The sequence below is a fragment of the Chitinophaga sp. 05T412 genome (assembly GCF_056396465.1).
Genome location: NZ_JBFTLN010000009.1, coordinates 262,426 through 276,166 on the forward strand (window position 1 = coordinate 262,426; position 13,741 = coordinate 276,166).

Genomic DNA, 13,741 nt, shown 5'->3' on the forward strand with positions numbered 1-13,741 from the left:
TTTTAAGTGTAGCCCATGAATCATTTTCCTGTTTCCAGTTCCCAATTGTCGGCGCCACACCTGGCGTTATTCCTGCAGTCGCAATACGATACAGCACCAAGTGTGGAATGCCGCCTGATCAAATCAGGCATCAATGATACTTATCAGGTAACCACCCATCTTGGTAAGTTTGTTTTCCGCGTATACAGTTTACATTGGAGAACGGCGGAAGATATCTCCGAAGAAATACGGCTGCTACAATTATTGAAGGAGCACAACATGCCGGTGTCCTCAGCAGTACCGGATAAAAATGGCCATTACCTGCAAACGCTTCCTGCCCCTGAAGGCGACCGGTTCGGTGTTTTATTCACCTTTGCTACGGGCGAAAAGCTGCCGATATATTCGCCGGACATTCATTTTAAAATCGGAACGGTGATGGCCCGCATGCACCAGCTGACCCACCAGCTTCCACTCAACAGGGTTACTTATACCGCCACCCATCTGCTGGAAAAGTCCCTCCCGGCACTCAGCCGCTTTCTGAGCGCAGATACAGCCGAATGGACCTTTCTGGTGGAAGCACAACAATACCTGCTGCAAGTGCTCCAGGAAGCAGATACCAGTGCTATCCGTAAAGGTATCGTACACCTGGATATCTGGTTTGATAATATGAGCATCAATGCCGAGGGAGATATCACTATTTTTGATTTCGACTTCTGTGGTAATGGCTGGCAATGCCTGGATATTGCCTACTACATTTTACAACAACACAGCGTATTCCGGGAAATGGACGAGTGCGAAGTACACACCAAAGCGTTTCTCGAAGGCTATAACTCCATTACGCCCATTTCTGCAGAGGAGCAACGGTTGTTACCCGTTCTGGGCGTAGCCCTCTACTTCTTTTATCTGCGTATACAGTGCGACCGGTATGATAACTGGTCCAACGTATTCTTAAATGAGCCTTACCTGAAAAGATTTATTAAACTGCTGGTGAAACGGTACTATGATCTATACCTGCCGCTGTCAACGGTAAATCCAGAGTAATATGGGATGCGCCGCCTTATCAATATAAGGTTCCAGGGTAGCGAAATAATCGGGATTCAACATAGGACAACCATCACTGCGTACAATGCCCTCCTGTTGTGCTGAAGATGGCACTGTGGGATAACTATGCAGTACTACAAACCGGTTGAACGCATTACTATTGGTGCTGTCGAGTCCGTACAATTTATAAGCCGTACCAAAACGACCACTATACTTACCGCCTATACGATATTTACCCAGTGAGGAACAGTGGCTGCCTTCTACATTAGAAAACACCACTTTTTCTGCGCGTACATCGGGGCCTTGTCCATGCGACACGAGGCCGGTGCTGATCACTTTATGCTGTTGCAGATCATAGCATACAAATCTCCGTCCGCCGGAGAAAACCTTGAAATCGGCCAGGAACGCATAACGGGTATTATAGCCATGTGCGGCGGCATATTGTTTTAGCTGATCGGCTTTGCGACGCAGCACTACCGTATCCGGCGCCATCACCGGCTTTTCAGCGATATGTGGAACAGTGGTCGTTTTCTTTTTTTCTTTGCAGGCCAGCAAACAGCCGGCGAAGAAAAAAAGCAGGACCCATCCAACTTTTTTACACCTCATATCTGACAGATGCACAGCAGAAAATATTCCATAGGGAAGTGCAAAAAATACTTATTCCCAGATATCTTTCACATGAATGAGAATTGAGTAACGGCCGGTTGGCGGATAATCCCCAATGTTTAATTGGTTTTCATCAAAGGGTTGCGGCAATTTATTGGCGTATTGTGTATATAGCTCCTGTACTACTGCAATGGCTTCTGCTTTACTTTCCACTACCCACGATTTAGCTGTTTTATTATTATCAAACAGTTGATCGAAGGCCTTTCTGCTGGCGGCAGTTTGTTCAAAAGGCACTACCTTCAGCGTCCACACTTCTCCTATTTTTTCTGGCTGCACAGGGGTATCCAGGTTAATTTTAAACCTTTCCAAGCCCGCGGGGTCCAGGGAACGCATGATATCCATTGCAACTGACATAATTTTCTTTTTAGTTTCAGACGCAATATTACAACTTCCCGCAAAATTACACGGCTATTCCCCTCCTTTTACCTTCATTTTCAAGGTATAAATACCGGTACCGGCGGTGATGAAGAGGATATTATTGTCTTTCCCACTGAAACAGGCGTTGGCTGTCCAGCTTTCAGGGATTGGAATATGCCCTATCTGTTGCCCCTCTTTATTGATCACGGTAATACCGTTGCCACAGAGGTAAAGGTTACCATCGCTGTCTATTGCCAGTCCATCGGTGGTTTTAGCGGCCATCAGCTGCTGACCGGACAGGGTACCGTCATTGTTAACCTGGTAACGATATACTTTCCCTCCATTAATATCGGCTACATATACCTGTTTGCCATCGCGTGTACCGATGATGCCATTGGGTTTTACGAAATCAGCGGCTGCTATCACGGGCACTTTGGCATGTGGGGCCAGGTAATACACTCTTTCTTCTTTGATGTCCGGTTGTTTACGCTCCCAGTAATCACGCTGATAATAAGGGTCTGTAAAATAAATGCCGCCATTGGGCGCTACCCAAACATCATTGGGGCCATTGAGCCGGTGTCCCCCGAAATTATTTACCAGTATTTCTATTTTCCCTTTTGGAGAGATGGATAACAATTCGTCGTGCTCATCTGCGCAGGCTATAATATTGCCTTTGGGGTCCATATACATGCCGTTGGAGCGACCTGATTTTTCCACGAAAACCGACAGTTGACCGGCCGTACTATACTTCCAGATCTTATTGTTAGGCTGATCTGTAAAATAAACGTTCCCTTTTTTATCGGCGACCGGGCCCTCCGTAAACGCGAATTGTTTCGATACCAGGGTAGGTTGGGCATTGTCTGCAACAGTGGCGGGCATTGAATCCTGGGCAAAGGCCTGCATGCCCAGCAGGCAAGTTAATAACGTGGAATAATATCGCATTGTGCTCTTTCTATTTCCATAATTATACGCATTATGCGGGAGATTTTTCCCTAAAAAAGTGAGGGCATCCCCCAACCGCAAGTGTGGCGGCGGTTTCAAAGGATAGCCTCAAATGAAGAAAGGTTGCCATAGTGGCAACCCTTTCCATTTGGGGTTTCAATAAAATGTTGCGGGGTTATTTGCCGGATGGCATACCATAAATTTTTAAAGTAATGTCCACATCCGGAAGAATGTACAGTGTCCCTTGGGGATCGCTAAAGCTGTTCATCCCCCATTGCAGCCGGTTTAATTTGAATACGCCCTGCACTGATATCTGATCTCCCTGTTTTAAAATAGTAGCAGGGAAACTGATAGGATGTGTTTGCCCGATCATCGTAAAATCGCCCGTCACTTTTACGTTGGCAGATGACGTTGTTTCCTGCTGGTTTTCCACTTTGGTGATACGAAAAACAGCATCCGGATGGATGGCCAGGTTAAAGAAATCCGGGCTTTTCAGGTGATCCAGTAATTGCTTTTGGGTAGCTGGGTCCGTTACATCAAAATTAGTGATGCTCGCAATAGGGATCGAAAAAGAGCCCGCAGTTACCTCGCCGCCGTCGTTGGTATTAAAAGTACCAGACACTTTAAAAGCACCGGTGTGGAAATGGTCTGGCGCACTACCTTTCCATTCCACTGCTGACTGACCTTCGTCTACCTTAAAATTTGTTGGGGCTGTTGTTTTACTTTTAGAACAGGCGGCTAACAACAACAATGCGAAACTACAGTGATAAATTTTCATTTTCATTTTACTTCTCTTATTTGGGATCAATTAAAATGCAAGATTGAGGATATTTTCGCAGCTATTCAAGCACTATCGACGGACAACGGCTTTTGCTGCCGGATGCACTATTTTATCGACCAACAACAAAATATTTTTTCGTCCTCCAATAACGGTAATTGGTCGATACTATTTGTTCCTTATTGATTAAAACGGCGCCAGTGCTCCCAGGCTTTTGATCCGTACCACTTTGCTGGATTGATGATAAAGGCCGGTAGCCAGCATATCGGCGCCCCAACCAATAAGAGTGCCGTCGTTCAACAAGGCAAAGCCCAATCCATTGCCGGCCTTCACCGCTTTTACGCCCGACAACCCATGCACACGTACAGGCGTTGACGTTACATCATCTCCCAATGGTCCCAGGGCATATAAATTTCCCCAGCCCCATCCCATTACGGTTCCATCTTTACATAGCGCCAAAATACTGGAACTGGCGCTGAAAGCCTTTACATTGGAGAGTTTCAACACTTTAACGGGTACCAGGCTCTTAACGAATTTGGAGTCGTCATACAAATCGGCAGCGCGTACCCCGGTGCCAAGCTGGCCCTTGTAATTGTTCCCCCAGGCACTGACCGTCCCATCCTGATGAAGTGCATAACCTCCGTCCGTGTTGGTGCTAATGGCGATCACGTTATTCAGTCCTTCTATTTTGGCCGGCATTGTTCTGCAGGTCGTACTACCTGATCCCATGCGACCATTGGAGCCGTCGCCCCATGTCCACACGGTGCCATCTTCTTTAAGCGCCATGGGGCCTGCTATGCCTTTCACATGATCCAGCCCGGCCACCTGCACTGGTGCTTTCTTGCCGGCAGTGCTGGGAGAAACGCTCCAGCTCAGGAGTTTTCCTCCATCCCCACACAAGCCATTATTGTTTTGTCCCCATGCCCAAACCGTTCCATCCCGGCGCAAGGCATAGCTGGTACTTCTAAATGCACTGATGGCGATGACATCACTCAGGCCGTCTACCTTTACGAGCGTAGCGCTGATCCTGGTACCATTATCAGAAAGCTCCCTATTCCCCAACTGGAAATAATCATTTTTTCCCAGGGCCCATACGGTTCCATTTTTATCCAACACCAACAAATGGGATTTGCCGGCAGAAACCTGCGCGGCATTATGTATGCCGGGTATTGGCTGCATAGTGCCACCAGCTTCCCAGGTCATCAGGCTTCCATCAGAGAGCACCATTACGTGCATTAATTTTATGTCAGACAAATAAGAAGCGATCCAGTTTTCGCCGATAGACTGGCCGCCAGCATAAGTATATGCGAGTAGGCAGAAGAATGCCAACAGTAGTTTTTTTATTTGCATATGCGCTATTTTTAATCATTGAAACAATGAGTAAAAATGAGCGAAAAAAGCAGCGTAAAAAACGACTGACGATAGACGCCGGTATTTATAGATATACAACCGATAAGCAGGGCTGAAATGCCAGTGGGAGTCGAGCTGACAGATAAGATAAATTATTTGGGGCGAACAACAGCGGATAACTACCCGATTTTAGAATGGCGTTCTATACAGGTGCAACTTTGAGTCGTTAACGGTTTTCAGGTCGCTTAGCGACCCGATAAAGGTAGGCGCAGGATTAATTCATTTCTTTTAAATGGTTAAGCCGTTGCATAGTTTCCTTACAAACATAGCCGCTGTTTGTAAGAAGCTACCTTCATGGAGAAAGGTCGTGTACTGATTACGAAGGCAAAATTATCCTGTCAGACGATTTCTTAATAGTACAAAAACGACATCTTTCTATTTACTTCATAATCTTATGCAGACGTATAGTGGTTTGCAATTCTTCTTCATCAATGAAAGAGGGGGTAATACCAGCAAATTTTTTAAAGTCCCGGATAAAGTGCATCTGATCATAATAGCCGCTATGGTAGGCTATTTCGGTCCATGTTTTTTCAGGGAACAGTTCTTTCAGCTGATACGCTTTGCAGAAGCGGATGAGGCGGGCGTATTGTTTTGGTGGCATTCCAAGCCGTTCGGTACATTTTCTTTCAAACTGCCGCAGGCTTAAACAGGCCAGAGAAGCCAGTTCATCTATGGTAACATTACCGGAGGTATTTACCAGGGCTTCTATGGCCTGGTCTACCGGCAATAAAGGTTTCAGGTGATCGATTTTTTTCAGGAGATAAAATTCAATGATACTTATCATGTGATCCCAATCATCGGCGCCTTTCAGCCGTTCGGTGATTTCACTGATTTCATTTCCCAGCAACAAATTGGTATCCAGGTCCTGCTCATAGATTTCGGACAAGGGGAGCTTCAGCAGTCGATGTAATCCTCCTGGCTGGAAGGCCACACACAGCGCCAGGTGCTTGCGGCCCATATCGAGGGTGACTGCCTGGTCCTGCGGACCAATGGTGACACAGGTGGCCTTGGTGATAAACTCGTCGTTGCCCGGCTTGAGTACTTTAATCGGATCTTCCAGGTAAAAAATGATGTAACGCTGATAGGCCGGTACAAACCGGTAGATATTGGTGAGTCCCTGGGTTTGGGAAAAATCCACCCCGTAAATGCTAATACAATGCACAAGATCCTGCAAGGCCGGATGTGGCTTATAAACTTTCGATTCCATTGAATATGCTCGGCTATAGGTGCTCAGTACGCTCCTTAAAAAACAAATATATATAAAAAGACAGCCAATGCTACTGATTTGCCTTATCTTTTGCGCCCAAACCCTTTTTGATATAAAAATGAGAATTGCAATAACAGGCGCATCCGGCTATTTAGGTAATGTACTCACTCCTTTATTGCTATCTGATGGACATACACTACGGCTGCTTACCCGCAAGGCGCCTCCCACTCACTCTCCCAATACCATTGAATATGTATATGGGGATTTACTAAATGAAAAAAGCCTGCAGGCATTGGTGAAAAATGTGGACGCCGTGATACATCTGGCTGCTATGATTTCTGTAGATGACCGCCCGGACGAAAAGCTATTTCTCACCAACACCAATGGTACCCGCCTGTTGGCTGCAACAGCGCAAGCGGCAGGTGTAAAGCGATTTATCCATCTCAGTTCTGTAACAGCCTACCAACAGGCGCCTTATGAAGAACGAATGGACGAAAGCCGCCCTCCCACTGCCGACACCCGGCATAATTACGATCACTCCAAAGCCGTATCACAGGCCATTGCACTGGGATACAACGGCAACGGCATGGAAGTACTGGCGCTGGCGCCTACGGCGGTGATGGGGCCTTATGATCAGCAACCTTCGCTGATTGGCAAGGCTATCATCAATATTTATAAGGGGCGTATCCCGGCACTGTTTCCAGGTGGCGTTGACTTTGTAGATGTGCGCGATGTGGCGGGCGCTATTGTGGCCGCCCTCAGCAAAGGCACTCCAGGACAGGCTTATCTGCTGAGTGGCCAGTGGGCGTCTCTGGTAACACTCGCCAAAGCCACCGGCGATATAAAAGGTAAAAGGATATCCTTGCCAGTAGTACCTTTGTGGCTCGTATTCAGTATGCTGCCTTTTGTGAGAATGCTGGCCGCCCTTCGTGGAGGAGCGCCTTATTATACGAGGCAGTCGGTATACAACCTTATTTACAGTAATAAAAAAATTGACCACTCAAAAGCGCAGGCGGAACTTGGATTTCAGCCACGCGCGTTTACGGAAACCTTACAGGATACTATTGACTGGTTCAAACAAACAGGCGCTATCAAATGATCGACTACTTACCCTTACGGGAATACGTTATTTTTATTTGCTGCTGGGCAGCTACTGGTATTGGCGCCGGGCTGTACCTCTTACGCAAAGAAGCCCCTTATGGCCGCTACAGCAGCCGGCAATGGGGCCCTATGATCAGCAATAAAATTGGCTGGTTGCTGATGGAAACGACTGTATTGGTGTCCTTTTTCACCTGGATACCGGTGACCACCTTCCCCTGGCGCAGTCCCGCCGGTGTAATGATTGGCTTATTCCTGCTGCATTATATACATCGCAGTTTCGTATATCCGTTCATGATACGTACCAAAGGTAAAAAGATGCCGGTAGTAATTATGTTGTCGGCCATGCTTTTTAATACCGTCAACGGTTCCCTGCTGGGCATCTGGTTCGCAGCATTCGGACATTACCCGGACAACTGGTTTACCACGCCAGCGTTTATCATAGGTGTGTTGCTTTTTCTCACCGGCATGTTCATCAATTGGAATGCAGATTATCAGTTGATACAATTGCGAAAAAAAACGGAGACAGGTTATAAAATACCGCCGGGCCGTCTCTTTAAATATATTTCCTCACCCAACCTGGCAGGTGAAATCATGGAATGGGGCGGTTATGCATTACTCACGTGGAGCTTACCGGCGCTGGCATTTTTTATCTGGACATGTGCCAATCTCATTCCCCGCGCACTGGCTAATCATCGCTGGTACCGGCAACAATTCCCGGAGTATCCGGCTAACCGTAAAGCATTATTACCTTTTATCTGGTAACCTAAAATCATTATGTCAAAAAAATATAGTCAGTTAAAAGCAGCATTGGTATTATCGAAAGCGAGTTTAATTGCCACCTTGCGCAGTCCGACTTCCGTCGTATTTGCCCTGCTATTTCCCATCATATTCGTCACCGTATTTGGCGCCATGGTAGATAATACCGCGGTGAAAGTAAAGATCGTATTGTCGCCCCACAGCGACACCAGCAGCCCGATGTATGCCGCCATTAAAGGCATTAAAATATTTGATCTTTCTCAGGGCACAGATTCTGCCGCCATGCTGGCCGAGCTGAAGAAAGGACGCATCGCAGGTATACTGCATTTGCAGTCGCCCACCATCGTAAACGGTGTCCCTCATTTTGCCACTGATCTCCTGGGTAGCAGTGCTGTGGCGGATAAGCTGCCACTGGTAGAAGCAGCCTTACAGGAAGCCGCCACACAAGTGAACCGGAAAATAATTCCGGATCAACCTATTGCGGCTACGGTGCACACCGTGAATATTCCGGGGCGTGTATACCGGCAAATTGACTTTATCTTACCCGGACAACTGGGCTTTTCTCTCCTGATGGCGGGCGTTTTCGGCTCTGCTTTCCTGCTGTTTAACCTCCGGCATACACTCGTACTGAAACGCATATACGTAACACCGATTAAACGTTCGTTCCTGTTGCTGGGCGAAATGATCAGCCGCCTGTTATTTCAGGTTATCTGCTTTATTATTATTACCGCGTTAGGATATTATGCTTTTCATTTTACGCTGGTAAACGGTATTGTTACCTTCCTGGAAATGCTGCTGCTCTCTGTGTTTGGACTGATCATTTTCATGGGCATTGGATTTATTATCAGTGGCCTGATCCGGAACGAGAGCTCTATTGCACCAGTGGCGAATACGCTGACCGTTCCACAAATCCTGTTATGCGGATTGTTTTTTCCGATAGATAATTACCCGGTTTGGTTACGTTCATTTTGTGAAATGTTGCCCCTCACTTTCTTTGTTGAAGGACTCCGCAAGATAGCATTTGAGGGCCTGCATATCTGGCAGATACCGGTACAGCTGATCGGATTATTAGTATGGGCAACCATTGTGGCGATACTGTCGGTGAAGCTTTTTAAATGGGAATAGCGTGAAGAAAATTACGAATTACGGATTTGTGGGTAGACGGTAAACGCGAATATCATCTTCGTTTACCATCTACCCACAAATCCGTAATTCGTAATTCGTAATTTTCTTCACATGACCATCACCAAAACTACCCGAAACCCATCCGGGTCTACTAACGTGATGCCATGTTCATTCCAATAAGGATTTTTTGCCTTTACCTCCGGAACACCCGCTTTCCTGGCTTTGTTCAGCATTTTTGTAAATACTTCTTTGTTTTCCGGATAGAGTACCAACAGATCATCTTCGTCTGGTGTATGTTGTGGTGGTTCAGGGGACACCGTAAACTCCAGGTGCCAGTTTTCGCCGGGCAGGCCGAGAAAAACGCCGTTATATTGCTGATGGTCCTGGAAAGATCCCAGTTGCCGGAAGCCCAATAAATCCTGGTAAAAACCGATCATTTGCTCCAATGAAGTAGTATGCCTTGCTACTCTTAATCTCATAACAATACGATGCTTTAGTGGGAAAGTACTACCTGAATTTACTAAAAAAATGGAGTTGTACCTATATGGTACTGGCAAGATAATAGTAAATTGTGGCTGCGAAATCTGTCACCAGCTATGCGTATTACGATGATCATGATGGCTATTGCCATAACCGCAGCCGCCTGCCATAGCGCTCCTGCAAAGCAATTACCATCAGATAGCCTTTCCCTCTCCTCTGAGCAGGTGGAGCCGCCGGACACGGTGGCGCCGGCATTGTTAAAGAACAAATCACTGGAAGAAGCCATCGCCATTGCCGGGCCGTCCGATGAAGCCACGGAGTTTTATATGTCCGGCAGGTTATCAGCATTCAGAATTGAGCTGCGGAATTTCTTTAACCCTAAAGAATACGAGCATCAGCGCCTCCTGATCAAAGAAGTGACCTGGTACAATGGCGAAAAGAATATCACCATCTGGTATCGCGAAGAACACCTCTCCTGGCGTTTCATTACCATGTCGGTATGGGATAAGGATGCTGTTTTTTAAGCACCTGCCAGCAGCGCCTGATGAAAAGGCAATGCAGGTAATGCTGCTCCGGCGTTCAATACTTCATCTACCAGCCCGAATGCTTTGGCTTCTTCGGCATTCATGAAACGATCATTATTAAACACCGCTGATACTTCTTCAATAGTACGCCCCGCGTGGGTGGCAATCACCTGGAAAGTTTTATCCTGTAATCTTTGTTGTTCGCGGAAAGCGATGCGTACATCTTCGGTGTAGCCTTTGGCGCCGCCGCTGGAAGGATGCATATGAATAGTGGCATTGGGGAGGGCGTAACGTTGACCAGTGGCGCCCGCCGTGAGGATAATAGTACCCATGCTACCCGTGAATCCAAGCGCCATAGTGGATACGGGCGACTTCAACATTTTCATGGTATCATAAATAGCCAGGCCGGCATAGATCACGCCACCGGGGCTATTGATGTACATATTAATGGGACGGTGATTTTCACTGTCGAGGTACAGCAGCTGTGCAACAATCAAATTAGCCACCTGGTCGTCGATAGCAGTACCCAGGAAAATAATCCGTTCTTTCAGCAGCAGGCTGTATATATCAAAGGCGCCGCGGCTGTCGCCGTCGATCACCGTAGGAACTAAGAAGGCCATGTTATTTAAAAATAGAGGTGATGGAATGATGGAAAATTTCGTCCTGCATCAGTTGATGAAAAACATCATCCAGTTGGGCGCGTTTTTCTTCACGTCCCAGCCAGGTAGTGAGTTGTATCACCTGTTGCTGGCAGGCTACCTGTCTGCGTAGCGCAGGACTGATCAGCAGCCGGGCCTGAAATACCAGGCGGGCAGCAGGGCTCATTTCCTGCAACAGGTATTGATCAATTTCCTGTATGTCAGCTAACTGTTTCCGCATAGTTGGATTGTTGTAATTGTGTTCTTACTTTTTCCAGGCATTTGTATTTCTGTACACTGGCGGAATGCAGGGATTTGAACTGGAAGTCGTCCGCAATTTCTTTAATAGAATGCTGGTCGTAATAAAAAGCCTGCAGCAACTGCAAACATCTTTTGCCGGCGGCTTTCAGGTAGCTGAGCAAAGGCGTGGCCACGGGTGGTGGTGCATAATAATCTTCCGGAATGGCTATTTCTGTGGGTATGTTTTCGAGAGATGTATACCTCCCGGATTGTTTCATTTTCCGGAGACAGCAGATCCTGGCAATGCCGGTAATATAAGCTGCCGGCGCAACGTGGGGAGGTAAAGTCCCTTTGTTTTGTTTTTCGAGATAGATGATCACAGCATCCTGGAATATATCTTTGGCCATCTCCAGGTGGCCGCCCATCTGATAAACCATTCTGGCTACCGTTGGCAGCGTAGTCTTGTATATTTCTTTCAGCCATTGATGTTCCTGATAACGCATAATGCAGGTGTTTATATACTAGTGTCCATAAACCAGCGGATATCACCTAAAAATTAAGATATTTTTTTTACCTTTGCCACATCATGTAAGAACAACCCACATACATCTAACAGGCTGGTCCTGTAAACATGCCGTCCGGCGTGGCTTATTCCGTTCCTAAATACATTTAAATATTTGACATCTAACACAGATATGCGGTGGCATATGCTGCATTGTTTCACTTTAATTTTATACGATGAGAATCACTACCCTCCCTACCCGCGATCAACGGACCTTGTCCACCTTCACTTACGACAAAACGAATTTACATGCTAATCAGCGCACAATATACCAGTTATCAACTGCCTTCCGGCCACCACTTATTCGAGGATGTTCAATTCACGCTTGACAAAGGCGACAAGGCCGCTATCGTCGGTCATAACGGCGCGGGTAAATCTACCCTGCTGCGCATTATTGCGGGTCAGGAAAAAGCATTTTCCGGTACCATTCACGCACATGCACCTTTTTATTATGTACCGCAGCACTTCGGGCATTTTAATCACCTGACGGTGGCAGCCGCCTGCGGCATTGCGGATAAGCTCAGCGCCCTGGAAGCCATCACCAACGGGGACGCCAGCGAACATTGGTTTGATATCATTGGGGACGACTGGGACATCATGGCCCGGTTTGAAACGGCCATCGCTAAATGGGGGATTCCTTATGTAACGCCCGATCAGCCACTCTCTGCGCTCAGTGGCGGAGAAAAAACAAGGCTGTTTCTGTCGGGCATCGACATCTTTAATCCGGCCGTTGTATTGCTGGACGAACCCACCAATCACCTGGACCACGGCGCCCGGGAACAATTGTATGCATGGGTACGCAGCACCAATTGCACATTACTGATCGTGAGCCACGACCGGGAGCTGCTGCGGTTATGCACGCCTATCTGGGAATTGCAGGCCGATGGTATTCAGGTATACGGCGGCAACTACGACCTGTATGCCGCACAAAAAGAAATTGCTACCGCCTCGTTGCAACAACGCATTGCGCATCAGGAAAAAACCCTGAGAGAAGCGAAAAAACAACGGCAAATTGCCATAGAACGCGCACAGCACGCGGATGCACAGGCACGCAAAAAAAGCAAAACCGGCGGCATGCCCAAGATTTTACTGGGTGCCAGAAAGAACGCCGCCGAAGTATCCACTGCAAAATTAGACCAGGTACACACCGAAAAAGTGAGTGATCTTGCTGCGGAACTGCAGGAAGTAAACGCAATGGCGCAATTACAGCGTATCATGAAAGGCTACTTTGAAGCCTCTTCCCTGCATCGGGGAAAAGTGCTGGCTGAAGCTACCGCCATTAACTACAGCTGGATGCCCGACAACATGTTATGGGACCCTGCACTGTCGTTTACCCTCCGGAGTGGAGACCGCCTCGCTATCACCGGTCCTAATGGAGCTGGCAAGTCAACCTTGCTGCAATTACTGTTGGGACATATCACCCCATCTACCGGAGAACTACATATCGCTAATACCCGCAGCATATTGCTGGATCAGGATTATAGCCTTATTGACCGTAGCCGGACTATCCTCGAACAGGCATTGGCATTTAACGAAAACAACCTGGAAACTTCCACGGTAAAATCCATGCTGGTTAATTTTTTATTCGGACGGGACACCTGGGATAAATCCTGTGCCGTATTGAGCGGCGGTGAAATGCTGCGACTGGCGCTTTGCTCTATGACATTGCAAAATAAAGCACCGGATATGATTATGCTCGATGAACCTACCAATAACCTGGACCTGGCCAATATCAAAATATTGACACAGATTTTTGCTGAATATAAAGGCACGTTGCTTTTGATATCTCACGATAAAAATTTCATACAGGATGCAGGGATTACGGGAGAATTGCTATTGAAGAAGCTGAAAGCATAAAGCAGAAAGCACAAAGCTATTGTAGCGAATGATATAAGCAGATATTGAAAACTATTCATTTGCTCTTATTATTCGCTA

16 protein-coding genes are annotated in these 13,741 nt (G+C 47.0%); 6 read left to right on the forward strand and 10 right to left on the reverse strand.

The genetic code is table 11. The annotated features are described in order from the left end of the window. The first annotated feature begins 15 nt into the window (after positions 1-15). Positions 16-1,020 (forward strand): phosphotransferase, encoded by a 1,005-nt coding sequence (locus AC1DFM_RS20995; RefSeq protein WP_477078715.1) that lies wholly within the window; start codon positions 16-18, stop codon positions 1,018-1,020. Here the strand turns inward: AC1DFM_RS20995 and AC1DFM_RS21000 are convergent. From AC1DFM_RS21000 to AC1DFM_RS21025, 6 genes are all read right to left on the reverse strand, one after another. After that, positions 1,000-1,626 carry a murein L,D-transpeptidase catalytic domain-containing protein gene (locus AC1DFM_RS21000; protein ID WP_477078716.1) on the reverse strand — a complete coding sequence of 209 codons (627 nt, stop codon included), beginning with the start codon at positions 1,624-1,626 and terminating at the stop codon, positions 1,000-1,002. The genes AC1DFM_RS20995 and AC1DFM_RS21000 overlap by 21 nt on opposite strands. 51 nt (positions 1,627-1,677) lie before the next feature. Continuing rightward, positions 1,678-2,040 (reverse strand): hypothetical protein, encoded by a 363-nt coding sequence (locus AC1DFM_RS21005; protein WP_477078717.1) that lies wholly within the window; start codon positions 2,038-2,040, stop codon positions 1,678-1,680. 54 nt (positions 2,041-2,094) lie between these two features. Continuing rightward, positions 2,095-2,985: an SMP-30/gluconolactonase/LRE family protein gene (locus tag AC1DFM_RS21010; RefSeq protein ID WP_477078718.1), complete on the reverse strand. Its 891-nt coding sequence runs from the start codon at positions 2,983-2,985 to the stop codon at positions 2,095-2,097. A 175-nt stretch (positions 2,986-3,160) separates the two neighbouring features. Beyond that, positions 3,161-3,769: a YceI family protein gene (locus AC1DFM_RS21015; RefSeq protein ID WP_477078719.1), complete on the reverse strand. Its 609-nt coding sequence runs from the start codon at positions 3,767-3,769 to the stop codon at positions 3,161-3,163. Positions 3,770-3,949: 180 nt separating this feature from the next. Then, positions 3,950-5,113, reverse strand: a complete 1,164-nt coding sequence (locus tag AC1DFM_RS21020) for an RCC1 domain-containing protein (RefSeq protein WP_477078720.1) — start codon at positions 5,111-5,113, stop codon at positions 3,950-3,952. 439 nt (positions 5,114-5,552) lie between these two features. Next, positions 5,553-6,380, reverse strand: a complete 828-nt coding sequence (locus tag AC1DFM_RS21025) for a helix-turn-helix domain-containing protein (RefSeq protein ID WP_477078721.1) — start codon at positions 6,378-6,380, stop codon at positions 5,553-5,555. A gap of 118 nt (positions 6,381-6,498) precedes the next feature. Here AC1DFM_RS21025 and AC1DFM_RS21030 point away from each other — a divergent pair, with 118 nt between their 5' ends. The 3 genes from AC1DFM_RS21030 to AC1DFM_RS21040 are packed head-to-tail and all read left to right on the forward strand — an operon-like array spanning position 6,499 to position 9,362. Then, positions 6,499-7,479 carry an NAD-dependent epimerase/dehydratase family protein gene (locus tag AC1DFM_RS21030; RefSeq protein ID WP_477078722.1) on the forward strand — a complete coding sequence of 327 codons (981 nt, stop codon included), beginning with the start codon at positions 6,499-6,501 and terminating at the stop codon, positions 7,477-7,479. Further along, complete coding sequence (locus tag AC1DFM_RS21035; RefSeq protein WP_477078723.1) at positions 7,476-8,243, forward strand: DUF1295 domain-containing protein; 768 nt, start codon at positions 7,476-7,478, stop codon at positions 8,241-8,243. The genes AC1DFM_RS21030 and AC1DFM_RS21035 overlap by 4 nt, the downstream gene beginning before the upstream one ends. Before the next feature lie 12 nt (positions 8,244-8,255). Beyond that, positions 8,256-9,362: an ABC transporter permease gene (locus AC1DFM_RS21040; RefSeq protein ID WP_477078724.1), complete on the forward strand. Its 1,107-nt coding sequence runs from the start codon at positions 8,256-8,258 to the stop codon at positions 9,360-9,362. Positions 9,363-9,469: 107 nt separating this feature from the next. Here AC1DFM_RS21040 and AC1DFM_RS21045 read toward each other — a convergent pair whose 3' ends face one another. Beyond that, positions 9,470-9,841, reverse strand: a complete 372-nt coding sequence (locus AC1DFM_RS21045) for a VOC family protein (protein ID WP_477078725.1) — start codon at positions 9,839-9,841, stop codon at positions 9,470-9,472. A gap of 117 nt (positions 9,842-9,958) precedes the next feature. Between AC1DFM_RS21045 and AC1DFM_RS21050 the strand changes: the two genes are divergently transcribed. Further along, on the forward strand, positions 9,959-10,366 hold the full coding sequence (locus tag AC1DFM_RS21050) for a hypothetical protein (protein ID WP_477078726.1): 408 nt from the start codon (positions 9,959-9,961) through the stop codon (positions 10,364-10,366). On the opposite strand, the gene AC1DFM_RS21055 is transcribed toward AC1DFM_RS21050, so the two are convergent. The 3 genes from AC1DFM_RS21055 to AC1DFM_RS21065 are packed head-to-tail and all read right to left on the reverse strand — an operon-like array spanning position 10,363 to position 11,747. Then, entirely contained in the window at positions 10,363-10,986 is a 624-nt protein-coding gene (locus AC1DFM_RS21055) for a ClpP family protease (RefSeq protein WP_477078727.1), read from the reverse strand. The two genes, AC1DFM_RS21050 and AC1DFM_RS21055, sit on opposite strands and share 4 nt — an antisense overlap. A gap of 1 nt (position 10,987) precedes the next feature. Further along, positions 10,988-11,245, reverse strand: coding sequence for a hypothetical protein (locus tag AC1DFM_RS21060; RefSeq protein WP_477078728.1), 258 nt, complete (start codon positions 11,243-11,245; stop codon positions 10,988-10,990). Continuing rightward, positions 11,226-11,747 (reverse strand): RNA polymerase sigma factor, encoded by a 522-nt coding sequence (locus AC1DFM_RS21065; protein ID WP_477078729.1) that lies wholly within the window; start codon positions 11,745-11,747, stop codon positions 11,226-11,228. The genes AC1DFM_RS21060 and AC1DFM_RS21065 overlap by 20 nt, the downstream gene beginning before the upstream one ends. 308 nt (positions 11,748-12,055) lie before the next feature. On the opposite strand from AC1DFM_RS21065, the gene AC1DFM_RS21070 reads away from it, so the two are divergent. Continuing rightward, the gene (locus AC1DFM_RS21070) at positions 12,056-13,663 is read left to right on the forward strand and encodes an ABC-F family ATP-binding cassette domain-containing protein (protein ID WP_477078730.1); all 1,608 of its coding nucleotides are present in this window, start codon (positions 12,056-12,058) and stop codon (positions 13,661-13,663) included. Positions 13,664-13,741: the final 78 nt, after the last annotated feature.